The organism is Clostridium sp. KNHs214, assembly GCF_000744935.1.
In the GTDB taxonomy this organism is placed as follows: domain Bacteria; phylum Bacillota; class Clostridia; order Clostridiales; family Clostridiaceae; genus Haloimpatiens.
Window position 1 is genome coordinate 1 of record NZ_JQMW01000013.1, and the last position, 26,172, is coordinate 26,172.

Annotated in this window: 43 protein-coding genes; 6 read left to right on the forward strand and 37 right to left on the reverse strand. The window is 30.2% G+C overall.

The features are described from left to right. Positions 1-230: 230 nt before the first annotated feature. The 5 genes from CC89_RS21215 to CC89_RS15465 form a co-directional block, all read right to left on the reverse strand. Positions 231-359: a hypothetical protein gene (locus tag CC89_RS21215; RefSeq protein WP_286161375.1), complete on the reverse strand. Its 129-nt coding sequence runs from the start codon at positions 357-359 to the stop codon at positions 231-233. Positions 360-434: 75 nt separating this feature from the next. Further along, positions 435-572 carry an aspartyl-phosphate phosphatase Spo0E family protein gene (locus CC89_RS20065; RefSeq protein WP_081897086.1) on the reverse strand — a complete coding sequence of 46 codons (138 nt, stop codon included), beginning with the start codon at positions 570-572 and terminating at the stop codon, positions 435-437. A 2-nt stretch (positions 573-574) separates the two neighbouring features. Further along, entirely contained in the window at positions 575-727 is a 153-nt protein-coding gene (locus CC89_RS20660) for a DUF6906 family protein (protein WP_185750785.1), read from the reverse strand. Positions 728-949: 222 nt separating this feature from the next. Continuing rightward, positions 950-1,117 carry a helix-turn-helix domain-containing protein gene (locus CC89_RS15460; protein ID WP_035294615.1) on the reverse strand — a complete coding sequence of 56 codons (168 nt, stop codon included), beginning with the start codon at positions 1,115-1,117 and terminating at the stop codon, positions 950-952. Between the two features lie 9 nt (positions 1,118-1,126). Then, positions 1,127-1,906, reverse strand: a complete 780-nt coding sequence (locus tag CC89_RS15465) for a hypothetical protein (protein ID WP_035293747.1) — start codon at positions 1,904-1,906, stop codon at positions 1,127-1,129. Positions 1,907-2,329: 423 nt separating this feature from the next. Here CC89_RS15465 and CC89_RS15470 point away from each other — a divergent pair, with 423 nt between their 5' ends. From CC89_RS15470 to CC89_RS15485, 4 genes are all read left to right on the forward strand, one after another. Beyond that, a complete protein-coding gene (locus CC89_RS15470) occupies positions 2,330-2,638 on the forward strand; it encodes a helix-turn-helix domain-containing protein (protein ID WP_051931883.1) in 309 nt (102 codons plus the stop codon). Positions 2,639-2,700: 62 nt separating this feature from the next. After that, a complete protein-coding gene (locus tag CC89_RS15475; RefSeq protein WP_185750786.1) occupies positions 2,701-3,018 on the forward strand; it encodes a hypothetical protein in 318 nt (105 codons plus the stop codon). A 14-nt stretch (positions 3,019-3,032) separates the two neighbouring features. Then, on the forward strand, positions 3,033-3,491 hold the full coding sequence (locus tag CC89_RS15480; RefSeq protein ID WP_035293751.1) for an ImmA/IrrE family metallo-endopeptidase: 459 nt from the start codon (positions 3,033-3,035) through the stop codon (positions 3,489-3,491). A 77-nt stretch (positions 3,492-3,568) separates the two neighbouring features. Next, positions 3,569-4,618 carry a site-specific integrase gene (locus CC89_RS15485; RefSeq protein WP_035293753.1) on the forward strand — a complete coding sequence of 350 codons (1,050 nt, stop codon included), beginning with the start codon at positions 3,569-3,571 and terminating at the stop codon, positions 4,616-4,618. Positions 4,619-4,860: 242 nt separating this feature from the next. Here the strand turns inward: CC89_RS15485 and CC89_RS15490 are convergent, their stop codons facing one another. The 6 genes from CC89_RS15490 to CC89_RS15515 all read right to left on the reverse strand — a co-directional run bounded on the left by CC89_RS15490 (position 4,861) and on the right by CC89_RS15515 (position 7,610). Next, entirely contained in the window at positions 4,861-5,217 is a 357-nt protein-coding gene (locus tag CC89_RS15490) for a hypothetical protein (protein ID WP_035288759.1), read from the reverse strand. A gap of 94 nt (positions 5,218-5,311) precedes the next feature. Further along, entirely contained in the window at positions 5,312-5,659 is a 348-nt protein-coding gene (locus tag CC89_RS15495) for a hypothetical protein (protein WP_035288756.1), read from the reverse strand. Then, the gene (locus tag CC89_RS15500; protein ID WP_035288753.1) at positions 5,646-6,518 is read right to left on the reverse strand and encodes a ParM/StbA family protein; all 873 of its coding nucleotides are present in this window, start codon (positions 6,516-6,518) and stop codon (positions 5,646-5,648) included. Before CC89_RS15500 ends, CC89_RS15495 begins: the two co-directional genes overlap by 14 nt. 24 nt (positions 6,519-6,542) lie before the next feature. Next, complete coding sequence (locus tag CC89_RS15505) at positions 6,543-6,731, reverse strand: hypothetical protein (RefSeq protein ID WP_035288750.1); 189 nt, start codon at positions 6,729-6,731, stop codon at positions 6,543-6,545. A gap of 2 nt (positions 6,732-6,733) precedes the next feature. Then, positions 6,734-6,922, reverse strand: a complete 189-nt coding sequence (locus CC89_RS15510; protein ID WP_035288747.1) for a hypothetical protein — start codon at positions 6,920-6,922, stop codon at positions 6,734-6,736. Positions 6,923-6,935: 13 nt separating this feature from the next. Continuing rightward, positions 6,936-7,610 carry a hypothetical protein gene (locus CC89_RS15515; protein WP_035288744.1) on the reverse strand — a complete coding sequence of 225 codons (675 nt, stop codon included), beginning with the start codon at positions 7,608-7,610 and terminating at the stop codon, positions 6,936-6,938. 169 nt (positions 7,611-7,779) lie between these two features. Between CC89_RS15515 and CC89_RS20070 the strand changes: the two genes are divergently transcribed. Further along, positions 7,780-7,947, forward strand: a complete 168-nt coding sequence (locus CC89_RS20070) for a ribbon-helix-helix domain-containing protein (RefSeq protein ID WP_081896941.1) — start codon at positions 7,780-7,782, stop codon at positions 7,945-7,947. Between the two features lie 337 nt (positions 7,948-8,284). Here CC89_RS20070 and CC89_RS15520 read toward each other — a convergent pair whose 3' ends face one another. From CC89_RS15520 to CC89_RS15625, 23 genes are all read right to left on the reverse strand, one after another. Next, positions 8,285-8,623, reverse strand: coding sequence for a hypothetical protein (locus tag CC89_RS15520; RefSeq protein ID WP_035291102.1), 339 nt, complete (start codon positions 8,621-8,623; stop codon positions 8,285-8,287). A 14-nt stretch (positions 8,624-8,637) separates the two neighbouring features. Further along, positions 8,638-9,531 carry an N-acetylmuramoyl-L-alanine amidase gene (locus tag CC89_RS21220; protein WP_051931422.1) on the reverse strand — a complete coding sequence of 298 codons (894 nt, stop codon included), beginning with the start codon at positions 9,529-9,531 and terminating at the stop codon, positions 8,638-8,640. A 10-nt stretch (positions 9,532-9,541) separates the two neighbouring features. Then, positions 9,542-9,745, reverse strand: coding sequence for a BhlA/UviB family holin-like peptide (locus CC89_RS15535; protein WP_035288741.1), 204 nt, complete (start codon positions 9,743-9,745; stop codon positions 9,542-9,544). A gap of 60 nt (positions 9,746-9,805) precedes the next feature. Continuing rightward, complete coding sequence (locus CC89_RS15540) at positions 9,806-10,795, reverse strand: hypothetical protein (RefSeq protein WP_035293756.1); 990 nt, start codon at positions 10,793-10,795, stop codon at positions 9,806-9,808. A 127-nt stretch (positions 10,796-10,922) separates the two neighbouring features. Beyond that, on the reverse strand, positions 10,923-11,081 hold the full coding sequence (locus CC89_RS20670) for a hypothetical protein (protein ID WP_185750787.1): 159 nt from the start codon (positions 11,079-11,081) through the stop codon (positions 10,923-10,925). Positions 11,082-11,136: 55 nt separating this feature from the next. Beyond that, positions 11,137-11,481, reverse strand: a complete 345-nt coding sequence (locus CC89_RS15545; protein WP_035293758.1) for a hypothetical protein — start codon at positions 11,479-11,481, stop codon at positions 11,137-11,139. Between the two features lie 24 nt (positions 11,482-11,505). Then, the gene (locus tag CC89_RS15550; protein ID WP_035293760.1) at positions 11,506-11,907 is read right to left on the reverse strand and encodes a gp53-like domain-containing protein; all 402 of its coding nucleotides are present in this window, start codon (positions 11,905-11,907) and stop codon (positions 11,506-11,508) included. Positions 11,908-11,921: 14 nt separating this feature from the next. Beyond that, positions 11,922-13,535 carry a Gp37-like protein gene (locus tag CC89_RS15555; RefSeq protein ID WP_051931885.1) on the reverse strand — a complete coding sequence of 538 codons (1,614 nt, stop codon included), beginning with the start codon at positions 13,533-13,535 and terminating at the stop codon, positions 11,922-11,924. Continuing rightward, positions 13,526-14,131, reverse strand: coding sequence for a hypothetical protein (locus tag CC89_RS15560; RefSeq protein ID WP_035293762.1), 606 nt, complete (start codon positions 14,129-14,131; stop codon positions 13,526-13,528). The genes CC89_RS15555 and CC89_RS15560 overlap by 10 nt, the downstream gene beginning before the upstream one ends. 11 nt (positions 14,132-14,142) lie before the next feature. Further along, positions 14,143-14,985 carry a phage distal tail protein gene (locus CC89_RS15565; protein ID WP_035293764.1) on the reverse strand — a complete coding sequence of 281 codons (843 nt, stop codon included), beginning with the start codon at positions 14,983-14,985 and terminating at the stop codon, positions 14,143-14,145. Next, positions 14,975-17,434 carry a tape measure protein gene (locus CC89_RS15570; RefSeq protein WP_035293766.1) on the reverse strand — a complete coding sequence of 820 codons (2,460 nt, stop codon included), beginning with the start codon at positions 17,432-17,434 and terminating at the stop codon, positions 14,975-14,977. The genes CC89_RS15565 and CC89_RS15570 overlap by 11 nt, the downstream gene beginning before the upstream one ends. A gap of 56 nt (positions 17,435-17,490) precedes the next feature. Beyond that, positions 17,491-17,640, reverse strand: coding sequence for a Com family DNA-binding transcriptional regulator (locus CC89_RS20675; RefSeq protein WP_185750788.1), 150 nt, complete (start codon positions 17,638-17,640; stop codon positions 17,491-17,493). Positions 17,641-17,698: 58 nt separating this feature from the next. Further along, positions 17,699-18,121 (reverse strand): hypothetical protein, encoded by a 423-nt coding sequence (locus CC89_RS15575; protein WP_035293768.1) that lies wholly within the window; start codon positions 18,119-18,121, stop codon positions 17,699-17,701. A 48-nt stretch (positions 18,122-18,169) separates the two neighbouring features. Next, positions 18,170-18,763 (reverse strand): bacteriophage Gp15 family protein, encoded by a 594-nt coding sequence (locus tag CC89_RS15580; protein ID WP_035293770.1) that lies wholly within the window; start codon positions 18,761-18,763, stop codon positions 18,170-18,172. After that, positions 18,763-19,107, reverse strand: coding sequence for a DUF6673 family protein (locus tag CC89_RS15585; protein ID WP_035293773.1), 345 nt, complete (start codon positions 19,105-19,107; stop codon positions 18,763-18,765). Before CC89_RS15585 ends, CC89_RS15580 begins: the two co-directional genes overlap by 1 nt. Then, entirely contained in the window at positions 19,107-19,604 is a 498-nt protein-coding gene (locus tag CC89_RS15590; RefSeq protein WP_035293776.1) for a hypothetical protein, read from the reverse strand. The genes CC89_RS15585 and CC89_RS15590 overlap by 1 nt, the downstream gene beginning before the upstream one ends. 1 nt (position 19,605) lies before the next feature. Beyond that, a complete protein-coding gene (locus CC89_RS15595; protein WP_035293779.1) occupies positions 19,606-20,031 on the reverse strand; it encodes a chloramphenicol resistance protein in 426 nt (141 codons plus the stop codon). Beyond that, complete coding sequence (locus tag CC89_RS15600) at positions 20,028-20,369, reverse strand: minor capsid protein (protein ID WP_035293782.1); 342 nt, start codon at positions 20,367-20,369, stop codon at positions 20,028-20,030. The genes CC89_RS15595 and CC89_RS15600 overlap by 4 nt, the downstream gene beginning before the upstream one ends. A 5-nt stretch (positions 20,370-20,374) precedes the next feature. Further along, entirely contained in the window at positions 20,375-20,785 is a 411-nt protein-coding gene (locus tag CC89_RS15605) for a DUF6751 family protein (RefSeq protein WP_035293785.1), read from the reverse strand. A 1-nt stretch (position 20,786) separates the two neighbouring features. After that, the gene (locus CC89_RS15610; protein WP_035293786.1) at positions 20,787-21,047 is read right to left on the reverse strand and encodes a hypothetical protein; all 261 of its coding nucleotides are present in this window, start codon (positions 21,045-21,047) and stop codon (positions 20,787-20,789) included. Continuing rightward, positions 21,047-21,226, reverse strand: coding sequence for a Rho termination factor N-terminal domain-containing protein (locus CC89_RS15615; protein ID WP_035293788.1), 180 nt, complete (start codon positions 21,224-21,226; stop codon positions 21,047-21,049). The genes CC89_RS15610 and CC89_RS15615 overlap by 1 nt, the downstream gene beginning before the upstream one ends. A 49-nt stretch (positions 21,227-21,275) precedes the next feature. Next, complete coding sequence (locus CC89_RS15620) at positions 21,276-22,223, reverse strand: major capsid protein (RefSeq protein ID WP_035293790.1); 948 nt, start codon at positions 22,221-22,223, stop codon at positions 21,276-21,278. Between the two features lie 19 nt (positions 22,224-22,242). Beyond that, a complete protein-coding gene (locus CC89_RS15625; RefSeq protein ID WP_035293792.1) occupies positions 22,243-22,887 on the reverse strand; it encodes a DUF4355 domain-containing protein in 645 nt (214 codons plus the stop codon). 258 nt (positions 22,888-23,145) lie between these two features. Between CC89_RS15625 and CC89_RS15630 the strand changes: the two genes are divergently transcribed. Then, the gene (locus CC89_RS15630) at positions 23,146-23,385 is read left to right on the forward strand and encodes a DUF1883 domain-containing protein (protein ID WP_035293794.1); all 240 of its coding nucleotides are present in this window, start codon (positions 23,146-23,148) and stop codon (positions 23,383-23,385) included. Between the two features lie 113 nt (positions 23,386-23,498). Here the strand turns inward: CC89_RS15630 and CC89_RS15635 are convergent, their stop codons facing one another. Genes CC89_RS15635 through CC89_RS15645 form a run of 3 tightly spaced genes read right to left on the reverse strand, consistent with a single transcriptional unit; the run spans position 23,499 to position 26,171 of the window. Further along, entirely contained in the window at positions 23,499-23,696 is a 198-nt protein-coding gene (locus tag CC89_RS15635) for a hypothetical protein (protein ID WP_035293796.1), read from the reverse strand. Between the two features lies 1 nt (position 23,697). Continuing rightward, a complete protein-coding gene (locus CC89_RS20080; RefSeq protein ID WP_081897087.1) occupies positions 23,698-24,900 on the reverse strand; it encodes a phage minor head protein in 1,203 nt (400 codons plus the stop codon). Further along, a complete protein-coding gene (locus tag CC89_RS15645; protein ID WP_081897088.1) occupies positions 24,900-26,171 on the reverse strand; it encodes a phage portal protein in 1,272 nt (423 codons plus the stop codon). Before CC89_RS15645 ends, CC89_RS20080 begins: the two co-directional genes overlap by 1 nt. Position 26,172 lies beyond the last annotated feature (1 nt).

Sequence of the window (26,172 nt, forward strand, 5' to 3'; positions counted from 1 at the left end):
TTTACCATCAATGTAAATTATTAAAGACCTATCATCCTTAACTCCCTCTAATTTTTCAGTTAGCTTTTGAGCTTCTCTAACCTCACCCTCTAACTCCCTATATCTTTTAACCCTACGTTCCATATATTCAATTGTCTTTTTATCCATCTTTACAAATCCTCCAATCTCATTTAAAATTTAGTTAACGAATTTTTTCTTAATTTTTTATTTGGCTGCTTCGGCAGCTCTTTTTATTTTTTTCTTAAAGCTGCATAAATAGCTTGTTTCTTTGTAAAATATATTTCTGCTATCTCGCTGCAATTAAGTCCTTCTTGCCTAAATTTCTTTATGTCTTTTATGTCTCCATCTGACCATTGCAATATTTTAAAAAATCACTTTTAAACCCCATATCCTTTTTAAATTTCTTTTCACTAAATACATATTTAAGACCTCTTCTAAAGCATTTTGACACTGTCTTTCATCTCCTCTACTATCAGCTTGTCCAACTCTTGGCTTACCTGCAGAACCTTTTCATTTGTTAAATCTCTATACTTCTCTACAGATACATAAAGCTTTTCTCTTAACTCTTCCATGGCTACCTCCAAACTTCTATTATTTGTTCAGTTTCAATATTTATAACCTGGATTTTATCTGCTAAACTTTTTATTCTTAAATAGTTGTTAGGATCATATCCTTGTCCATATAACAATTGTTTTTCTTTAAGGGTCAATCTCTTTGGATGCTTCAAATTATCCCTCCTATATTTTTAACTTTCCTTCCATGTACAACCTAGCAATTTACTTCTGTGTAAACCTTACTTATATCTCTGCCACTCTTATTGGTTATCCTTACAGTTATTTTTGCTTGTTCTTTTTCATACTTTCAATACCTCCTAGTTTTTATTATAGGTTAGTATTGGTAATCCATGAACTTTTATACTTATTTCCTAATAAGCAAACTTTAATTTAAGTTAACAGTAATATTTCTCTTTAAAATACTTAATTGGAACTCTCCCTGCTATTGTTATATATCCTTTTTCTTTTAACTCCTTATTTAACTGTTGTATAATCTTATAAGCTTTAGATTCAGAGATACCTAAAATTTCTCTCACGTCATCAACTCTATAAAAACTACTCATTTTCATCACCTATATTATTTCCTCTACAACTTCCTCAATAAAAGCATGTACCGCATTGTATTTACTTGCGGGTATGTCTTCCCACTTAACAACTCCAAACTCTTTAAAAATTTTACCTTTGGCTTTTCTATAAGCATTAGTATTTGCAGTCACCGTAATGCCTAATTTTTCGCTTAGTTCCTCTTTAAGCTTGTCAGAAAGTCTTTTAGTATTAACTGCCCTAAAGCCTATTAATGACTTTAAATCTTCTCTATCTTGGTCGTAAATAACTGATTGGTCATACATTAACTTACTCATGCTATTAACTTGATTTTCTATGTTATTCATTGCTGGTACTAAATTTGTTAGTATTTGATTTAATGTTGGTAGCGATGTAGATAAAACTTGCAGTACTCCATTATTCATTCGTAGTTGTCCATTCTCTCTAGCTTCATCTAATGTCACTAAAAAGTTCTTATACCTCATTGCTTTATCGCTATGACATTCTAAGGCTAATCTTTTACTTAACCAGCTACTCATATAAATTGTGTTCCTATCATCTGTGTTTTCAATCTCATCTAAGATGTAATAAATTTCCTTGGACGAAGGTTTGTCCACACAATTTTTACCAATAAGTTTAAGTTTCTCTTTAATTCTGTCCCATCTTACAAATTCATACTTTCCACCAACCTTGGTGGAAACTCCAATAAGCCCACAACTTTTAGCGGTACACACTAAATTAATAAGTGTTACTCCTTTGTCAGTTTTTACTTTTACCTCCTGACCTTCAAACATTGTTATTTTATTCATAAATTCACCTTCATTTCAAATAACTTTGTTGCATTATGCAACACCATTACAAAAAAAATATTTGTCGAATTCTGAGATGTCAATTTTTATATTTTAGATAATGTGAATGCTTCTTCTAAGCTCATGGCTCTAATGTTATTAATCTTTTGACTAACGGTTGGCGCTGCAAGATTTAATTTTTCTGCTATATCTTTTTGAGTTTAATCCAAGCTCCATTATTCTTGCTTTTAATTTTAATGTATTTACCATGTTTCTACCTCCTTATACGTATATTTTGTCGCGTTATGCAACTTTATAATACCTAATATACATTAAATTTATTTTAATGTCAATAGCATTATACAACTTTTTTTATACAATTCCTTTTTATAAGTTGCATAACGCAAATAATTGTGTTATTATTTTTTACAGAGGTGATTAAAAATGATAAACAATATTGAAATAGGTAAAAGAATTAAAGAAAGAAGAGAGGAATTAGGTCTAACTATTCAATATATAGCCGATAAAGTTAAAGTTCATAAATCTACTATTCAAAGATACGAGACTGGGAATATAAAGGATATTAAAATACCAGTAATTGAATCTATTGCCAAAGCTCTTCAAGTAAATCCAATGTGGATTATAGGAGAAGTCAATATTAAGGAAATGCATAGTGCAGAATATGAACAAGTAACTTATCTATCAAATATATATTTTCAAGGTGTAATGAAGTGGAGTGAAGATAACTTTTAAGCGAAAATGACACTATCATATTAAGGGAACATTTTAGTGATTTATTGCTTAGGTATAAAGATTTGATAGAGTCCTATGTATATGCAACAATTCATTGGAAAAATTCAAAAGGAGATTATAAAACTATCTACAAGGACAGATTATCAGATGAAAAAATTATGGAATTATTTTTCAAACAAGAATTAGAGCAAAAAATAAAATCTCTGACTGATTGGGTTGATGCATTGCCTAATTGGATATCTAGAAACAAAAATGAAATATCTGCAACTAAAGAAGATTATCTGACTCCATTGGCAGCACATGATAAAGATGGTATTTTTCCGGATGAAGATATGCAGCATGATTTAGATATTATGAAAAATGATAAGTTTTGGGATTAATGCATGGTGATTTTATGAAATATGATACTTTGCTTCAAGAAGCATATGAGAATGACATAAAAGTTAAAGAAATTGAATTAAGATCCAAAGATGGTTTATGCAGAACTAATAGAATAGCTATTAATAAAAATTTAAAAACAGATAAAGAAAAATGTTGTATATTAGCAGAAGAGCTTGGTCACTATTATTTAACTGTAGGTGATATTACTGACCAAACTAAAATTAAAAATAGAAAACAGGAGCTTACAGCTAGAAATTGGGGATATGAAAAGCTTGTAGGAATTATAGATATAATTAATGCATTTAATTTAGGTATTAGAACCAAACATGAAATGGCTGAACACCTAAATATTACAGAAGAATTTTTAGAAAAAGCTATACAGCATTATAAACAAAAATATGGTATCTACATGGAAATAGATGAATATCTAGTGTACTTTGAGCCATCACTTATTGTTGTTAAAAAGTTTTAGACAGTTATATTAATCTTATAATATAGCTGTCTATTTTATAAATATTATAAAAACAAACACTTGAAAGGAGAGTTTTTATGCCTACTTATAAGGACAAAAAAAGGGGTACCTATTATTGCAGTTTTTACTACACCGACTGGACTGGTGCCAAAAAAAGAAAAAAGAAGGAGGGATTTAAAAAAGAAAGTGAAGCTAAAAAATTTGAAAGAGAATTTTTGTCAAAGCAACAAAATGATTGTGGTATAAGTTTTAAATCTCTTGTGGAATTATATTTAGAAGATGCTTCCACAAGAGTTAGAATTACTACATTAGAAAATAAAAAATATATTATTAATTTAAAAATACTACCTTATTTTGAAAAAATGAATGTTAATGATATTACACCAAATCACATTAGGAAGTGGCAAAACAAGCTTATTAAAGAAGGATATTCATCAACGTATTTAAGACTTATAAATAATCAAATAAGTGCTATATTTAATTTTGCAATTAAATATTACAATTTAAGTTCTAGTCCAGCACTAAAAGCTGGTTCTATGGGAAAAAAGAATGCTGAAAGTATGCAATTTTGGACAGTTGATGAATTTAAAAAATTTATAGAATTTAATAATAAACCTATATCAGCATTAGCCTTTAAAGTATTATTTTGGACCGGGATAAGAAGTGGAGAATTAATGGCTCTCACATTCAAAGATATTGATTTAGTTAATAAAACGTTAAGTATTAATAAAACTTATACAAGACTTAATGGTGAAGATATAATAAATGAACCTAAAACTCCTAAGAGTAAAAGAGTAATTGCTATATCTGATTCTTTATGTGAAGATATAAAAGAATATAAAGATAAATTATATGATTATAAGGAAACTGATAGGATTTTCAACTTTACAAAATTTTTTCTAAAACATGAAATGCAAAGAGTATGTAAAAAAAGTGGGGTAAAACAAATCCGAATACATGATTTAAGGCACTCACATGCTTCTCTTTTAATCGAACTTGGTTTTACTCCACTTCTAATTTCTGAAAGACTAGGACATGAGAAAGTACAAACTACTCTTGACACTTACTCTCATTTATATCCCAATAAAGGTGATGTTGTTGCAAATAAGCTTAACGATTTATATTAGTACGTTTTCAGTACGTTTTTAAATTTATAATTATCAAACACATTTATATATAAGGCTTATATAAATTTTGATTTCTATTCCCACTCAATCACATTATTTAAGTAAGGTTTATCAAACGTTGATATTCCTTACTTTCATTATATTAATTATACATATTATATTGTATTTTATAGGTTATTAAAAAATATTAGTACGATTTTAGTACGGAAAAAGCTCTAGGTAAACTAGAGCTTCTTTACTTCCTATTCAGCTTCTTTTAAATATAATTCTTTATTTTTAACTAAATGAAAAATCAATAGAGCAGCAAATATTAAATTTAATGTTGACCAAATTTTTAAATCTGAAAATGTACCTGCATTAGCAAATCCTATTACTCCGCCTAATACATAAAATACTATAGAAGTAATGACCATTCCTTTGTGTTTCTTAGATACTAATACAACTATTCCACCTATAAGCATACATATGCTTAAAATAAGTCCAGCTGAACCACTCACCTCTTTTGAATTTGACATGGCATTTCCTAATCCCGCTGCACATGACTGAAATGTAACTATGAAGAAAAGAACAATACTGATAATTCCTACAACTTTTTTCATAACATTTACCTCCTAATATGTAATTCTACCATTAAATTATACAATAGCTTGTACAATTTGTAAACATATGAAAAACAGGGTAATTTTATCTACTCTATAAAAACTTACTTAATTCATCCATTTCATTTTTTTCAAGTTCACTCACTTCTAGTGACTTCTCCTCGCAGTTACTCACTTCTACTAACTTATCATCACTATCACTCACTATATTATTGTCAATGTTACTCACTTGTGGTGACTTTGTATCACCTTGAGTTACTTCTGATTGAGTAACTTTGAGTAATGGTGTATCACAGTTACTCACTATATAGCTAAAAATAATCTCCTTGATGGCTGCATTAGGATTTAAGCAGCCATCAAGGAATTGTATTATCTGTTTTTCTTTATCTTTGGAGTTATTAAGTGTGAATTGTACCCTTCTGCTATTCTTACTTATTGCCATTATTATTCCACACCTTCTTAGTTGCTTCAAGCGCCCCATCTGCATTACTGGTACTTGCATTTTCTAATATAGTATTACTTGGCAGTTTCAATTGTTTTATATAGTCTTTTAACATTAAGCTTGTACCACCAGTCCAATATACTTTGTAAGTTGATAGGTTAACATATGGCTTTATAGCATTTAGTATATTATTTAAAAATAAATTATACTCTTTTGGATTTACTGTAATTATTTTATTATTTATAAGCCTTTGAATATCTTCCTCACTGTAATCTTTATTCTCTATATTTTTAATTTTAGTATAGAAGTCATATGATCCAAGCTTAACGGTTTGCAATTTTACTACTTTTCCATTTTCAAAAACGCTTAAATTTATTGTTCTACTTCCACAATCTATTAAACATATGTCGCCCTGCCTCTGTTCTTTTGTTAAACTAAAATAAGAACTATAACCTTCAGGTAAAATTAAAGCATCTTCTATATTAATATTCTTATCCTGGCCATTAAACTTTAATTTAGTATTCTTATGTTTATTTATTATATCCAATAGCTTGTTTTTATTGGCCATCTGCATTATAGGCAACATTAGACATAAATTAGTTTTTATAACATCTTCTTTGTTAGCCTTGCATATAGCATACATTAGTTGAGGAATGAAATTCTCCTTATTAGTTTTATCATACTCCTTTGAAAATTCTCCTATAGTTAAGTATGTTATAAATCCATCTATCTCCACCCTTTGAAAACTTTCTTGATAACTTTGATAATCTGTAGTGTATTTTGAGCTAAAACTACCTTTGTTTTCACCTATATATTTAATGTAGTAATTTCCTAAATCTACAACTGTTATTTTACTCATTTTAATTACCTCCAGTTTTTATATTTATAGAATATTTCTTAATATCTTCAAGATATCTTCTTTCGTATAATTTTCTTTTTCAGTACATTCTATTTTATTCAACTCTAAACTTATATTTTTTCTACTCTCAAATCTTCTATGGTCATTCTTATTTAAAGTTTTAAAAAACTCTACAATCTCGTATACTTCTGTAACATCATAAGAATTACTCATTCTTACATACCCCCATCTATTTTATTATTAACTTCAATAAATTCTAGTAGTAATTTATACGCCTCTAATTGCCCTTTATGGTAACTAGTTAATTCACTTTCTTCACCGAATAACTCTAAATTCCTATTGTAATCCCTTTCGCTTGACTCTACTGATTTTTTTAAAATCTTTATTATAAGTTCAATATTCATTTAAATCACCCTCCTATACTGGCAACTCATATTCTTCTCCGTAGAGTAATGCCTTTTCAAGTTTGTCATAATCATATTTCCGTTGTGCATAATCATTAAATGTACTTGTCTTCACCTTATTTTCTTTATGGCATACATTGTTTTTTATACACCATAATGTATATTTGAAAAGATTTTTAACATTGCTCTGCTGCAAAGCATATTTATAAGCTTGTATTATTTTTAAAATATTATTACTAGCAGCCCTTAATAGCTCCATAGCATTTCCTTTATTAAATCCAGTTTCTTTAGTTACTATATCTACATCTTTATCTACTGGTTCTATAACTTCATCAATATAAATTTGTCCCTCTATTGGAGCATTACCATCACTGTCCACTGGTTTTTTATTAAGTTTTTCTTCTACTGGAGCAGTAGATTTTTCTTTACCCAGGCTATAAGTATATTCAAATCTACCATTAACACTTGTTTTAGTCTGTATTAATAAGCCTTTTTCTTTAAGTTCTTTCCATGCTCTATTAAACCTAATAAGCCCTAATCCAGTAACAGATTTTATATGAGATTTGTTTATTTTAAATCCTGGAATTGAAATATATCTTGATAGAATTGCATAAATGCCTTTTGCATCAAAAGATATGCTTTGGTCTTCTAATATAGAATTGTCTATTTTAGTAAATCCGTTACTCATAGTTGACCTCCTTATTGATTAATGTTAATTAATATTGATTAATTTATTTTAGTATACAACATTGATTAACATTAATCAACTATTTTTTTGAAAAAAGTTAATTAATATTGCTTATAATTAATTAATTTATATGGTATAATATAGATATAATCAAATCTAGGAGGTTTTTATGGAAAATAAAAAAGATACTTTAGTTAATAGAGAACGTTATTCAAGTACATTTGATAAAGAGCTATTAAAAGAATTTAAAGAGTTGTCAGCTGAAACTTCTATTCCAATCTCAAAATTATTTGATAAAGCTTTAGAATTGTTATTAAAAGAATATGGAAAAAGGTAACTAAATTTAATTATAGTTACCTTTTTATTTAAATTTATACTTGACAAAACAACCGCCAACGATTATTTTATAGTATACCTTTAGGTATATAATACTTAGTTGTTTATACTATAGTATTTTATATATCTCTTATTATATAAGTCTTATTAAATATAGTCTTATTATACGTATATGGTTACTAGTATATAGCTTACCAGTATATAGTTTTATACCCCTATGGTGGTATATCCATGGTATATAAAAATACCCCATTGATGGTATGTTATTAACATGTTATCAACAAGGCAAAAAATAAAAAAGGTAGCAAACAGAGTTTTCCCCGCTTGCTGCCTAAAAGTTAATCTCTAAATTCTGTTATACTTACTGGATCTATTTCTTTTGGAGCATTTAATTTAGAATTAGTTTGTATATTATTTATACTTGCTAATATATCGTGCATGAAGTTTGCTCCACGACTTATTAATATACCAGTTAAAATAACACCTAGTATACTGTATTTCATTGGAATGCCCACCATAGACATAATATCTATGCCTGTACCTAAAGAAAGTAACAAGCCAACTATAAGTGCCCCTATTCTATCTACAGATACCTTCCCTTGCTGCCATAACATCTTTAATGTTTCCCAAACTGATTCTCCTATTAATGCTAATACTATTAAACTTAATATACTCATATTATCCATCCCTCCTATTTCTTTAATAAAACTTTCCAAGTATTCTTACCTACCACACCATCTACACTTAATCCATTTGCCTTTTGTATTGCACAAACAGCGTTATAAGTGCCATTTCCAAATACACTGTCTGCTCCATAACTACCAACCGAATATCCTTTTCTTATAAGTAGTTTTTGTATTATCTTAGTTATATTACCCCTAGCTCCTTTACGAACGGTTATTAACTTATTTACAGTATTATCTCCACAATAACCATCTACTTTTAAATTTGCGTTGCATTGAACGTTTAACTGATACTGTAAGTCTTTAATTATTTGTCCTTGAATATTAATTTCCCAAGTTTTCTTTACTTTAGCTTGTGGTTTTGGTGTAGAAGGTGTACTATTAACAGTTTGTCCAGTTAAACCTTCTGCTATAGCTTTGCCTATTACATCAGCACCTAATTTTTTATATAGTGTTACATCCTCTGTTGCTTCACAGAAACAAACTTCACATATAATTGCTTTACATGCAGTTTTTCTTAATTCATATAAACCTTGTCTAACCTTTTGTCCTCTATTTTTAAATCCTAATGCACCTAATTTATTTACAACTCTTTGTGCTATATCAAAAGTATTGTATACACACACTTCTGAACCTATTGCACCATTATAACTATCATATGCGTTGTTAAAATGTATAGATATAAATAGTTCTGCACGCCAATTATTAGCCTTGTTAACTCCATACGCCAAATCTGAACTAGAATCCATATTTCCTGGTGTGACATCTAAAACCGAATGTCCTGCTTGCTTCAAATATTTAATTACTGCATCTTTAACCTTTCTATCCTCCGTTGTTTCATCAATTAAACCACTTGCACCTTTTGCTAAAAAATTATGTCCACCTCTTACTGCTATTTTCATATATAATCTCCTACCTTTCTAATTTTTCTTCTATTTTGTCTACACTTTTTTTAACATCATCTAGGATATTAAATTTCTGTGTTAGATCTGATATAATCTCCTGGTATTTCCCTTCCCTCTTCGAATTTTCTTTTAGCACATAAAAAAGGAGGTAAGCGAAAAAAATCGCAAACACTCCCTGGCTAGCAACCATTTTAATTATTTCATTTTCCAAAATGCACCTCCAAAAAATAATATAAAAAAGGACTTAATTAATGTAACTTCTTTCTCCATTTTAAATATGCTCTACCTTTTCTATTAACCCCTCTAATTTTTGTCTATCAATAAATATCACATTATTCTTTATTGCTTCATTGTTTTTTAATCCATCATTAAGCTGATCTAATGCTGGTTTAGAAAATTTACCCGATATTATAACTATTAGTTTTGAAATTCCTTCAATAGTTTTCCCGTATATATCTCTAAAACTAATTTCAAACGCTTGTTTTATTTGTTCAAGAAGTTCAATTGTTTGTCGTGACCTAATATCACCTGAAACATCTCCAAATTTCACTTGTGCACTATAATATTCCATATCATCAAATTCTGTTTTTCTAGAAAATATAATATCTCTCCCATGTTCATAAGTACCATGATTGTATCGAACATTAATAAAACCTAGTTTTCTAAGTAAGGGAATAATTATCTCTTTAGTAAGTTCCTTTTCATTCTTTACACCTCCAATATATCTTATGTTATAACCTAATGATGACCTTAAGTTATCCATTATCTCCTCAGATATTTCTTGCGCAAAATCTAGAACATTATCTAATAAATCACTTTCAATTTCCGAATAGAAAGTGATAAAAACAGAATTCTCAATTCTTTTTATTTCTTGAAAAAATACATCCCCTATTTCAACTTCCCTCTTTATTACCACGTCTTTAAGTCTTTTATAATAATATACTGCGTCAAAACCCATCACTTCAACATCTTCATCTCGCCCCTCGTTAAATAGGACTTTCATTTTATTTTTTCCTACTTTAATTAAAGAGTATGCGATAATATCATCTCTAGCAAATGGTTGTGCTCCAATGACTGCACAACACATATTTAGTTTTATATTATCTGGTAAGTCCTGAACTCTTATACCTTTACCATAAACATCATGTTCTGGTATTTTAATATTTTCTTTCATTTTTGGGTACATTATCTTATTATTAATTGAAAAATCCTTTACATTACCATATTTATTAATTAAAAACTCTATTTTTTCCTTCAACATATATCAACTCCAATATTTTTTATTATTAATATATGCTTCATAATCCTATAAATTCATGTTATAAAAAAAACATGAAAAGTTCTATTTTAAAACTAAGTCATATTATTACAAACATTCTATTACAAATTTAAATTTGTTCTATAGCTCCCATTTCCTTTAATACTTCTCCTACACACTCTCTAAGGTTCAAAAGTGCTGGTACTTGCTCATATGTATAAGTACCATTCAATATTAATGGCACCCAAACATTTTTTACTAATCCACTTTCTTTTGTTAATTTAAACATATTTACCACTCTCCCATAAAATCATTTAATAAATTTAAACATAAAAAATCACCCCTTATTGAGGTGTTGCTATCATCATTGTTAATTCAGCTATTGTCTGCTGCATGTTTTGTTTCATATCGTCCATATCTTGTTTTAATTGCTTGTTTTCTGCCTGCATCTTTTCTATTGGACTTGGTTCTTGTGGTAGTGGTTCTATTGGTTCTGGAATAACTTCCTCGAATATTTCCTCAAAGGTTTTACCCTGGAGATTTTTTATTTTAAACTGTTTTCCTTGGCTCTGCAGCTCAAAGAACTTGTTATATATTTCATTAGATATTGGTATATCTGTTTCTAAAATTTCATTTATAGCTTCATCTTTAAATCCGAAGTTTTCTCCGCTTCCAAATATATATTTCATTTTTCTACACCTCTTAATATCCTATTAATATCCTATTGCAAACCACTGATATTCTGAGTCTGCTCCGCCTGTACTTCTAAAAAGTAATTTACAACCAGTCTTGTAACCACCAGAGCCAGGTTGGCTACCACTAGGGTATGCTGTTATATTATTGCAACTTGGAATTATAAAATAAGCCCTCGATTGAAAAGCAACTGGGAAAACTACATCTCTTTCACTTACATACCCACTAGCTCCACCTACAAACCTTGCAAGACCTTGTCCAAATTGAAGAATTAATCCTCCAGGTAGTTTTCTATAACCAGTGGTTTCTAGAGATTGAATTATATTAACAATCATGTCTTCACTAGTTTCAAAATAATGTTTCTCCCATCCTCCTGGAATTCTAATTTGAAAAGGTCTTTTTATTATTTTTGTTACATCCATTATTTATACCTCCCTTATATCCATACTGTACCTTCTACTACATTAACTGGTTCCGTGGCAGAAGAAATTATTTGTGTTCCATCTTTTCCATCTTTACCAGGGGGCCCTTGTATACCCTGTTCTCCCCTAGGGCCTTGAATACCTTGCACCCCCTGTGGACCAATATCTCCCTTTAAACCTTGCGGCCCTTGTAAACCTCTTGGGCCAGTTAATCCAGTATCACCTTTAGGTCCTTGTTGCCCCCTAGAAGGTTTTCCAGTGTCCGTACTCCCTAAAAACCAATTACCATTCACTCCTATAGTTGGTGTTATTCCGTTATCACCCTTGGGACCAGTTGCTCCTCGTAACCCTTGAGGACCAGCGTCACCTTTAATTCCTGGAATACCTTGTTCTCCTTTAGGGCCTATATCACCCCTGTCACCTTTTAAATCTGCAAAAATATATGTGCTTTCATCTTCTCTCTTAACTCCTAACTTAGTTCCATTCCAAAGATATTGCACACTATATCCTTGAGGGCCTCTATCTCCTGGTGTTCCAGCTTCTCCTGGAGGACCTTGTACGGATTCTTGGAGTGGAGTATCTTGTGTTTGTTTTATTTTTTCCCCAAGTGTGGGAATAGTAGTCCCAAAAGTAGGCTCAATTTTATAACTATCTTCCCATATTTCTTTTACTTCTGTAACTCTATTATGTTTTATTAGTCCTAATTTTTTATCTAATGTAGTTACAATATCCCCAAGATTCCAATTAACCCTATAGGCTACAGGGTCTACTTCACACTCAAAACTAGCTATTTGTGGTGTTTCAGCTAGTTTTATTTTTCCTCTATCTACTAGATTTCCTCCTTCTTCTATGTCTCTAGCATCAATAAATGTTTCCCTTCTATCAAAACCGCTAAGCGTATTGTTAAGTGGTTGAATCTCTCTATCTTTACCCTCTCCTTGTCCTGCAACATATGCCATATTCTTATAACCTATGTTAGAATCTAGGTAATTTCTTTTACGGATATTGTCATAATCAACACTAAAAATTTGTGGGGGGTTAATACTTTGTTCTGTACTTAAATTCTTTCCTTCTAATACCTTAAACACAAATTTTTTAGTTCTATAATCTAAAGTTATAGTCCAACCTAAACCGCTTGTTTTAGACAGCTTAGTTAATTCTTCATCTAGATTTTTATATCTAGTTTGAAATTCTAATTTTATTCCTCTAGTTTTAGAAGGTTCTGTAATTAAATTTGGTATTTTCCTGTTAGTGTCTAATGGATCTATTGCATTGGCTTTAACTAAAGCTAACATTATATCTTCTACATTAGTATTAAAAGCATGGTAAGCGTAGCCAGTAGGTGGCACAGTAATCCTATTAGTAAGCCAATAACCTAAACTAAAACCCTTAATAGTAATATCTTCTGTGTCCTCCGTGTCAACTTCTATATGTTCTATGACTCCAGCTCTATAACCATCTCTGTCGATCATTATAATATTACCTTTTTGAATTAGTTCTTTATTAAAATCTGTAACATGGAATTCAAATTCTCCATAGGTCTCCCATTTAGAGATATAAAAAAAAGAAGTAAATTTATCCACTTCTCCAATGAAATTTATATCTCTATCAAAAATTTTTATATCCATATGCTACCTACCACCGCCCCTGTTGGTTCTGTATCTTGTATATAGATATTTCTCCAACCTTTGGTTTGTTGACTATTAAACCAATCATCAAACTGTTTTTGTAGACCCTTTATCATGTTATTAAATTCAGTAAGATTTTTAGGTCTTATAGCTCCGCATAAATCCTTTCTAAATCTTTCATCTATAACAACAAAATCACCGCTCTTAGGGACTTTTATTTGTGCCAAAGACAACTCCCATATAAGATTATCTCTTTGTAGTCCTGGAGCTACTGGAGAACTTCCTGGAGTACCTTGCTTAAGCTCTATAGATACTTTTCTGGTAGATAAGTTTAATCTAATAACTACTCTATCTATCCTGTCATAATTACTGTCTCTAGCTATGCTAATAGTTTTTAAGTTATCGTTATAAAGATAAAATCCTCTTATAATAGAAAATCCTTTAGCCACTGTAACTCCAGTGCTTGCTTTACTAACATCTAAAGTCATATTGTTATTTTCTATACTTACACCGCTTTCAAAGCCATTATCAAAGTACCTAGAAAACTCCTCTTGTCCATATTCTGCATCACCATTAAAAAAGCCATAGTATTCCAATCTAACACCTCCTATACTCCCAAATATCTATTTCTATACCTAATTTCTACACTCTGCGGTTCTAAGCTCTCTGTAGTATATTCCATAAGGTTGTCTCCTACTACTAAACTAAAAAAAGTGCTATCTAAGTCTATATAGTTAAATGCATTAACCCTTTTACCTTCTCTTTCAATTTCTACTTTCTTGTTACCAAACCCTGTTGTTATATAAAGAGTATCATCAGAGGTTAACTCCCGATTCACTTTAATAAATTCCCTAGTTGTATGGTTTATAACGCTAGGATTAACTGCTGGACCTTTAAATCTAACTTCCATTGGTGTTTCTACATGCCCACTATTATAAATATTTTTCTTTGTTTCTCCCTTTTGCTTAAATCTAAAAGGAAGTTTAAATTTAAACTTCCAACCACCAATCCAGGTACTTATTTCTTCACCGGTTATATAATCTTTTAAGTATGGGTCCGGACAAACTAAATCAACCTTAAAGTTTAAAGGTGCATATAAATTATCCATAGGAGCCTTAAAACTTTCTACTTCATATAATATAAATCTTTCAATTCCACAGTAATTAGTTGTTAAAATGCCTTGTTGTTTTGGATTGAAAAATCCTATTAGTTTTTGCCTTTCAAGTTCCTTATTAAGTCCCTTATAATCAACTTCTATAAACACATCTCTTGGTAATACTCTTTTTTTATTTATATAACCACCATCATAATTGTTATTTTGCTCTATATTTACCTCGTAGTCAGAGCTTTCCAATCCTTCGATTTTTATCAATTTATAATCACTATCTTTTTCTATATTTAAGGTTTTATTACCACTTTCAAATTTTAAATTTAAAAATTTAACATCCAAGTACTAAATCCCTCCCAACTTTTTTAAGAGCTCTTGCGGTTTCAGCAGGAGATTTTACTGGTTGGTTTATATGAATATTTTGAGTTACCCCATTATCATTATTAGTTACTGTGTTACTATTATTTATAGTTTTGTTACCAGAAGTCATTGCTCTTGATGTCTTAGAAGTTTCATAATCTACTGTAGCCTGCATTTTAGCGGTTAGGCTAGATAAATTAGAATCTATATCTTTTTGTAAGTTTGGAGTCTCAATATCAAAACCTATTCCAATACCTCGAACTAAGTTTTTACCTATCATGTCTCTCATAAGTCTTGAAGGAGAATGTATTCCGAAGAAATCCTTAAATCCATCTACTATTCCACCACAAAAGTCTTTAATTTTACCCCAAATCCAATCCTTTACACTTTTTATACCATTCCAAAGTCCCTTAACAAGATTTACCCCTATTTCAAGAAATTTTTCCGGTAATGATTTTATACCATCTACTGCACTTTTAACTAATTCACCAGCTGCCCTTGCACCTGCAGATGCTAAATTTGCTCCCCAAGATAAAACTTTACCCGCTGCTTGTTTTAACCACTCCCAAATTTTGCTTGGTAAAGATGCAACAAATTTTATAACATTACTTACAAAATTAATAGCTGCAGTTATTCCTTTTGAAACCATTTCAACACCCCAAGTTACTACCTTAGATATGACATTACATAACCAAGTCCATATCCTGCCTGGTAACTGTGCTATAAATGTAACTACACTAACTACAAACTTAGGTATATTAGTTACTGCCCAAGTAATTAAATCTACTGCAAATCTTGCAAATGTACCAAGTATGGCTCCTATTACATATCCTATTTTACCTGGAAGGGAACATATAAAACTTATAAAGCTAGATATAAATTGTGGTATTGCAGTAACAACCCAGTTAACTAAGTCTATTCCAAGTTGTACAAAGAAGTTAAATATTTGAGTTATTACACTCCATATTTTCCCCGGCAGTTCTGACATAAAGGTTATAAATTGCATAAAAGCATTGGGAATTGTTTCTGTAAAAAAGATAACTATGGTATTCCATAAATTCTTAAAAAATTCACCTATCTGGGTGAATATATTTATAACTGCATCTCTAAAACCTTCATTTGCATTCCAAAGAACAACTATACCAGCTACTAGTCCAGCTATTGCTGCTATAATTATACCTACAGGATTAGCGGCCATTGCAGTATTGAGTAACCATTGAGCTACCGTCATGCCTTCAGTTGCAATTTTCCAAGCTTTATAAGCCTTAATAAATTTTTGAACAAGTTCCACTGCTTTAAAAACTTCCATTGCAACACCTATTCCTACAAATGCGGCAATAATTGAATCTTTATTATCAATTACAAAATTAAAAAGTTTTTTTATAACATCCAAAACGCCCATAATCATGTCAACATATTTTTCATTGCCAATGTCATCAGTAGGAAACATGGTATAAAACATATCTCTAGCTTTTTCAGTATCTCCCTTTATAAAAGCTACTAATCCTTTTATAGCAAAAATAATTCCGTCTATTACAGACGTAATACTAAAAAGAATATTTTCTGGTATTAATCCTTGAAAAGCTTCATACATAGATTGACCCACGCTTTTTCCCTCTTCAATTTTTTGAAACATTTTGTCAACCGCAGCACTTACATTATCTAGAACTGGTAAAAAGTCTTCCATTCCTTTTTTAGCAAGCTTAAAAATCGGTTCAGCTAATTTACCAGCCAATGCACCTAAGTTATCCTTTAGTGTGGATAATAAACCTGACATAGTTTGACTCTGTTTATCCATAGCACCCGCAAACATACCCCCTTCAGAGGTAGCTATTTTCATTGCATCGGCAACCATTTCATATGTTATCTTTCCTTTTGACATTTCATCCTTAAGTTGAGACATAGATTTACCTGTTTTTTCAGATATTACTTGCAATGGATTAAATCCATTATTAATCATTTGCATTAAATCTTGTCCCATAAGTTTTCCTTGAGATTTAACCTGCCCAAATACCAATGCTAAGCCGTTAAATTTCTCTTTATTTCCTAGAGATATGTCACCTAACATTTTCAAATCCGGTGTAACTTCTTTAACATCAACTCCAAACGCCTGTAGTGTTGTAGAAGCTTGAGCTAAGTCTGACATTTCAAAAGGAGTTTTTGCGGCAAACTCTTTTAATTCGTTAATGTGTTTTGTAGCTTTATCAGCACTTCCTAACATAGTGGTAAAGCCTGCCATATATTGTTCCATCTGTGAATTATAAATAACACCAACAGAGCCCATAATAGCGGTAATTACACCACTTGTTTTTCCAACAGTAGTAGTAAATCCTTTTAATCCTTTACTAGCAATACCACTAAGCTTATTTATTCCTTTTTCTGCTCCAGAACTGTCAACTTTTGTATCAATTACAATTCTTCCATCAGACATAATTTCACCTGCCTTTTTATTTACAAAATAAAAAAAGCAGGCATTGGCTCACTACTCTAAGGTGTGGCTCTAAGCTCTGTCTTTTCCTTAATCTTTAATTTAATTATTCTTTTACATCTAGTGCATTTTATTTCACCTTTAATGTAATCAGCTTTTAGTAAAAGCTGATTACAATAAGGGCATCTTATCTCTTCAATATTAATCACCTTCTTTTATACATAAAAATAGCACTTACTAATGTAAGTGCTTGAAATCTAATTTTAATTATCTTTTACTTTCTACATAAAATATCAATTCATTTATCAATTTCTTTTGATCGTCATTATCTAAGCATCTAACTATTCTTTTATTTCCGTTAGCAAGTTCTACTGCTACACCAATAAAATTTCCCATTTTACTTTCAAAGCCACTGATATTTGTAATAGATATTATTTTATCATACATTATTGTTTCTACACCGGTTTCACTTCCATCTTGAAAGTAATATAATAATCTTTTATCCGTAGCACCTAAAATACCCGCTGAAAAAATTAAGTTTTTTGCTTCCCCTTTTCCTTGAATAGCATGTTCTATAGTTTCACCATCTAGCAATGTATTTTTAAACACATTATTAGACATTGTGACAGCAACTTCTTTCGCTGATTTCTTTTCTTTATTACATTTATCTTTCTTTCTAAATAATCCCATTGCAATCCCTCCTAATACAACATTATTATACAGTATATTAGGAATATATCACAATACTTCGCTAATATCTCCACCATTTAATAAGATATTATTTATTTTTTCCAATTTATCCTGTTCATCTTGTGGTAACGGTATTTTATATAAGTCTTGCATCTGCTTATAATATAATTTCTGTTCTTTATCTTTTATTTTAGATAAATCCATAGCTCTATACCCCATTATTTTAACTATCTCATTATCCTCTTTAAGACTCTTAAACATTGCTTTAAACTTCCACCAATGAAGATAATTCACGTCTTGTAAATCAACTCCGTACTGGTCTAAAAATGCACTATAGATATAATCATCATCATATTCAAAATTATATATTTGTGTACTCTTTCCTTTTCCAGTACCTTTAGACTCTTTTATGTCTTTACCACAACGATAAAACCACAACATCTGGTCTATAGCTTCATTAATATTAGGTGGTATCTCCGGATAATAAAGTTCTAAAGCCATGTATATTTTTTCTTCCTCATTTACATTATCATCCTGCATAAGTAATTCAAATAAAATAGAAGTTCTAAAGTCTGTATTAATCTCAAACTCTTTCCCCTCTATTTCTACGAAAGTTGGTAATAAATCAATTAAGATATTCATTATTTTTTCTTTCTTCTAGCAGCTCTATTAGGAGAATATTTACTTGTAAACTTTTCTAATTCTTTTTTCTGTTCACCAGTATACTCCACTAATTCTTCAAAAGCTTTTAAACATGTTAATAAATTAACCTTATTCCCGAATATCTTCTTGTCAGTACCTTCACCAAATAAAGTGTTAAAGCAATCAAATACCAGATTGCACTGTTCTCTTATTGCAACGGATGATTTTAAAGATTCAGTTTCTTTCGCACCATTAACAACCTTTTCTAATGCACCTTCATATTTTTCCACGGTATCAGCTTCAAATATATCTAAATCCTCTAATTCCACGCCATTAATTTTCATTATTTACCCTCCTGTGTTGTTTTAGGTGTAAAACCTTCAGTAAATGTTTTAGTTGATGTATCAAATGTACCTTCTACTGGATCACTTATTCCTAAGAAACTTCCGTTAATACCTAAATCACCGTCATTATCTTCAAATGAATCTATAGATATTGCAACTTTTATTTGCCTTGCCCTATAACTTCCTTCAGTTGCAGCAGGCTTGTCTAAATCCACAATAAGATACTCTGTTTCTGTATCTGGACCTGTCTTTTGCAGTTCTCCAATTTCTCTTATATATTCAATAGCTTTCTCGGAATTTATCTGGTCAGCAGTAAATTCACTTGCCCACTCATAACCAGTAACACTCTGTGATGCACTTGATTGATTTATATATCTTTTAGAAGTTGTTTGAGCTGAAGGACTTTCATTTAACTCCGTAAAGCCTGTACCTAGTAACTCAAAAGCATCTTTAATTTTTAAGTAATTAGCTTGTATCTTTCTCTTTCTAACTGCCATTTTACCTACTTCCTTTCTTAAAATATTTTAGTTTTAACTGTATTTGAAATTGTGCCGTATCCTCTGTAACGGCAAAAGCATAACCAGTACTGGTAACTTTAATTTCTAAAGGTTCTAACCCTTCATCCAGTACTGGCAATATGTCATTATTTTCAATCCAATCAGCAAATCTTTCGTAAAATCCACTGTTATCTATATTCTGTAATACATCTGCTCCATAAGGTTTCCGAGAAGTAAATATAAAAGCATACTGCCTTATAGAATCTCCATTGACATATTTTTTAACTATAGGTTCTATTGGTATTTCTTCTATGGAATAAGTGTCTGCATCCGGAGCTAAGTAATTTACATTCACCCTTATTGCATTATTAAACGTGTCCAAGTGAGGGCATTTTCTTATATAATTTCTTAAGCTATCTATTATCACTTAACTTTACCCCCTACAAATTCGGCTATTGTTTTTACTATACCATTGCCTTTATCACTCCACATTCTTCTATCCCAAAACTTACCTCTTAAAGCTCCTTTATTTCCACCTTTATTGGTGTAATACTGCCTTGCTGCATATGGAGCATTATAAATTATTTTATCTGTTTTTAATTCAACACTCATGTCCTTTAATCTACCAGTAAGAAATGGAACATAATTATTACAGTTTTTCGCAACTTCCTTGGTAAATTTAATTTGTGCTTTCCCATTTTTACCTAGGTGCCGCTTTAGGAGTATTTTTTGTGTCTTGTCCATGTTAATTCGTACATTAACCATATACTTTATACCCCCTCAACTTCTATATGGTCAGTTAATATATTTACAGATTTAATATTTATCACATCATCAAATTCATTTTCCAAGTCAGCTACCCTATAAGGCTTAATTCCTGTAATTTCAAAGTTTATCTTACCCTTTACAATTTTATCTCCTGGAGCCAATGTAAAATAATTAGTTCTTTCAGTATCGTTTAATCTAGCAAATCTCTTAGGACTAACATAATTATCTAACTTATCTATAAAAATAAGGGTACTATCTGCCAAGAGTAATCCCTTATCACTTACAGTACCATTTCTTTTACCTTGCCAGTTTACGCCTTTGATAACTGTCATTTGGTACTTATCTACATCATTAGCAGCATCATAATACTTGTTATAAATAGTTATGTCTGCATTTTTAAATAGAACTCCCATGTTACCACATCCTTACGTATGGTATAGGTAATAAAGCTTTTACATCATCCGTTATAGTCCATGGATTACTATCAAAACTAATGCTCTGGTTACCTTCACTCATAGATTTTACTCCAGTTGGTTTTAAATTTTCTAGTTTAGCAGCATTATTAATTAATTGGTCTACTGCTAAATCATAATTAGTTAATATATACTCATCGGTTAAATCCTTATTTAGATAATTTCTAATAACTAAAATAGCTTTTCTTTCTTCTATAGTCATTATTTATCACCCTTTAACAATTCAAGCAATTCCTCTTTCTTTAAACTTTTATAATCTTCTAAGCCTAACTCTTCACATTTTTCTTTTAACTCTTTAACTGTTAATTCTTCTAAGTTAATTTTATTAACTTTTAATTCTTCCTGTTGTTTTCTCATTCTATTAAATGCAGCTAATCCCACTCATATCCCTCCTTGAAATAAAAAATAAAGGGAGAACAATCCCCCTTCACTATGCTATTTTATGTTTGAATATTACTATTCTAATGTTCTTAGTGTCATAAACTTTAGACCAGTTTCCAGCAGTTGCAATTTCAGCAAAAGTCGGAGTTTTACCGGTTACAGTTGTTTCAGTCCATTTTATTCCTCTAGGGTGAAGTAAGAAGTGTTGTCTATTAATTAACACATCTTCTCCAGCTAAGCTATCTCTATCAGTTTCAGTTGGTACTGGTGCTTGTCCGTTACCTAAACCAAACGCACCTTGCCCAAATAAATAAGTAGTATAAACTCCGGAATCATTTGGACATTGATCATCCACTATAACTCTATATCCTAAATAGGTTGGTATATTAACCTTTGTTTCAGAATCTGGAATAAACTGAATTTCATTATTCTTTTGTAACTTGGTATAAACCGCTGAATGCATTGCTATACCAGTTAACTTAGATGCATTATCCCCTAATTTTTGTTTAGCATCTAAAGCATTTCTAACGCTAATTACTGCAGCTTCACCAGTTTCACTGCTAATATCATGTACGTTATCTTTAGCAGTAGTTTCAATTCCAGCTAAAGACTTGAACAACATTTTACTTCTTTCACCAACCCAATATTTAGCTACTTTTGAAGCTATAACTCCCATCGGATCATCACCACTTAAAGCCTTAGCTAAGTCATTTACACCCCAAGCCTTACCTCTCATGTGTAATCTAGCTCTATCTTGCCCAGCAGTAATTTTATTTACCGTTAATGATTTATCGTCAGAAAGTTCCTCTGAATCTCCATCTAAATCATTCCAGAAAGGCATATTAACAATTATACCTCCACTAGAGGCTAACACATCTAATTCTGGATCATTTGCTATTATTCCACAAGAAACAAAAGCATCTAGTCTATTTGTTTCTTGAATCACATATGGGTTAAAAACCTCTGGTACTATAATATCACTTATTTTTGTTGCCATTTCTCATTCCTCCTAAAATTTAATTATTAGCTGCATTTTTTAATTGTGCAGCAAGCTCTGGATTTTCTTTTAATATTTGTGCTTGTTTAGTCAAATTAAAATGTTCCTTACTCCATGGATTATTAGTTGTAGGAGTTCCCCCAGCTGGTGGAGTATAAGAATTATCCTTAAGTCTTTCTTTTACTGTAGTTTCTAACTTATCAGTAAATACTTTTTCTAAAGTTTCTAAATTCTTATTTGTAGTTTCTTCATCTTGTCCAATAAAATAATCTACCAAATCAGCTGGTAGACCTTTTTCAGTAGCTATTTTAAGAGCTTTATTAGTTAGCTGCTCTTTTATTTTTTCTTTCTTCATATTCTCCATTTCTTGTTTTAACTTTTTTAATTCATTATCCTTTGGATCATCTTCTGGGTATAACTCTTTAATTTTTTCGTCAATTAAATTTTGTAAGTTATTAGCCTTCCAAGTTTCTAATCCTTTAGTTAAATGAGTATCCTTCAAAGAATCTATAAAAGATTTAAAGTCCTTATCAGTATTTATTTTTTGTTTAAACATATCTAAACCACCAAACTTAGTTGCCAGTTCAGAAGTTGCCAAGGTTTCATCTACATCCTTATCATCTGCAATATCTTTTATAAGTTCTAATAATTCACTTTTTAACATTTCATTACCTCCATTTTGTCCTAGTAACCTTTGTAAGACTACTAACACAATTAATTTTTTATAAAATAAAAAAGCCTTATTTCTAAGACTTAATTAACTATTTTTCTTCACCATACATGTTTTTAGCAGCTTTGATAACATCATCCAATAGTATGTTTAATCATTTCACTATTACCCAATTCTTCCTAAAATTTATCCTATTTACATTATACTACATTTTTTGCTATAATTAATCATAAGAAAAGGGGGGTGAAACTTATGGCTCAAATTCCTTATGTAGATAGTTCTGGACATGTAACTGTCGAGGTACAATTAAATCATTCATCAAATGTTTTCTTAGTTAATAGTATAAACTTTCAAAGATATCAATCTGGCGAATCCTTTAGTTACTACGGTGGTTACTATGACCATACTCCAGTAAAAATATCTGTCAACGAATCGGGTAGACTATATTTAATTGTCGATAATGGCGAAGAATATAGATATCGATTCTACTAATCAAAAAGCACCTATGCATTTAGGTGCTTTCATTTTTATAACACAAATGCTCACCTAATTTTAATTTTTTTACATAATAAAAGCACCTACTATTTTTTACTTAGTAAGTGCTTTTAAATAAACTTAACTTCTTTATTTAAAAAACTTTTTTCGGATTCTATTGCTATACACCTTGGAGCGTCATACACTGGTACAATCTCAAATTCTAATCCATCTATAGAATACTTAGAATATTTTTTTAACGGTTTATCTTGATTTAATTTTAACACAACATAATTTTTAATTCTAAACTCTGAAATTACAGTGCACATATTATTCACCCCTCATAACTTCTTTTAATTTATTTTTATAATACTCTAATTGTTTCTTTGTCATTGTTATTTCATTTCTAGGAATTTTATATTTTTTAGAGTTATTAAGTAAGTATTCCTTAGCATCTATTTCATTTAAAATACTTCTTAACGGTTCGGCTTTATCATCATTTTGTTTCTTTAAATTTTGTTCAAAATGATATGTTTCTTCTAACACTTCACTTATACATACATCTTTTCTAAATAATAATACATCGCCAATGTTAGCAGCGGCTGCTTCTAAATCATTAAGATGTTCTTCTACTTCTTCATTTCCTCTAACTATAAGAGCACCATTTTTTCTAGCTTTGATAGTTAATTTGTCAAATGTAGTGTCACTAACAAATTTTAAATTTTCTCTTATATCATATTCTCTTCTAAATAACTCCTCATTACTAATTATACCACTATTTTCTATTTTTGAAACATCTTTTTTATAACTATCATCTTCAATAGTATAAAAACATCTACACAGCGCGTGCCTTGGTAATTCGATTTTTTTATCAAAATCAAAAACTTGGTCATGGTGCTTTTCACAATCAGCACATAGACGCTTATCTAAAGTAGCATTATATCTTACTTTTTTAACTCCAGTTTCAATACAAAATCTATCAAAAGCATTACTAGAACATCTAGCAACTTCCGTTTCCACAAGTCTTTTAGCGTTATAAGCATTAGTATTAAATGTTTTTTCTATATCTTTTTTTATTTGATTCACATTTATCTTACCATCTAGAAACTGTTTAACCTGCTTATGCAAATGCTCTCCCACTGCTTTCTCATTAGTCCAAACACGTTCAGAGAAATGCTTTCCTTTAAAATTAGCATCCACTATTTTTTTAACATCTTTTAGATTAGCATTGTAAGAATAGAAGTTAAAAGTATTTTTTACAGTGTTACCTAAAATATTATTTATAGCACGTGTTTGTGTGCCCTTTTGGCTTTGTGTACCGTTAATAATTAGCTTGGACAACCTTTTATATTCCTTACGTTTATCTTTGCTCTTAAGGCTCATTAACCCATCTAAAACAGTATAGGTTAAGATTATCATGGCTATGGCCTGTAATAACTCATCTCTATTCTGCTTTTGTTCTTTGTAGACTTCTTTTAAATCTTCGTCAGCTTCATCATAAAGACTTTCAATAAATTTCTCTTCTCTAGTCATTATTCATCACCTTCATGAACCAAATCATCTAAGTCTATTGGATTCTCATTTTTAAGTTTCTCAAGTTCATTCTTTGGATTCTCTATAAAACTCAATAATGATAATCCAGTTTCAGTACTTAATTTATCTCCCAACTGGCTAATAACTTGAGCTGTCATTAAATCATCCTGTGGAATATTAGGAGTAAACTTAATTTTTATATCTCTAAAGTCATATTTGATATTTTTGATAACTTCTAGGTATATAAATAGAAATTTAAGTCTAGTTTTAATACAATCCGCTATAGCTTTTTGATTAAGCTTACATTTTTCCTCTAAAGATATTAACCTAGCTCGAAGAGCTAGAGAGCTTGTATTACTTTGCATTTTCTCATTATGATTTATGTGAGAACTAAGTTGATACATTTTATCTTCCATAGTGTTTAATGTGTTTTGTATAAAAGTATCATTTATATTTTTTATAAGCCATGCCGCACTTCCATTTTTATCTTTAATCTGCATTACTCCTAGTTTTTTCATTTGTGGAATATCATCTTCATCTATACCCACCCCAGTAAGAACCATGTAAGCATTTCTAAAGTCACTTATTTCATTGGATATATCACTTAAATTAGTTTCATAAGCATCCTGCAGCCCCTTTAAATCCTTAAATAACGTATCGTCCTTACCTTCATTTGATAACTTACATAATCCAACTGGAACAGTTCCAAAAATATGTTTAGTAGTTGGTTTGATTTCCTCAAATTCATCGTTGAAATGTAATATTTCTCTGTCTGTATACACATCAATATAAGTTTTATCATCAAAGCTTAATTTAAAAATGTGAATGAAAAAAGATATATTACCAAAATCATCTATGGCAGCATATCCTTCTCGTGGACTTATTATTTTAGAACTGAATTGACCTTCCCTATCTACATAATAGAGTTCATAAGCTAAACTGTATATAAGCATATTTTTAGCTAAATTACTATCATGTCCCTCACTCCAGTGGTCTAAATAATAATCTATGTCATTAACTATATTTTCATTACCGGATTTACTTATATAGGTTACATCATTTCCTACAGAATAACTAACCTCTTCCTTGATAAATTTTTTAATAAAGTTAGTATTTATCTTATTATTACTACGCTCTGTTACCATTTGATAATTAGCAATAGCATCTGTATTACCCTTATAGTAGTTATACATTTTATCGTAAATAGCTTTATTACTTACGTATTCATCATATGCCTTTTTTAATAAGTCTATATCTATTATTTCAATCACC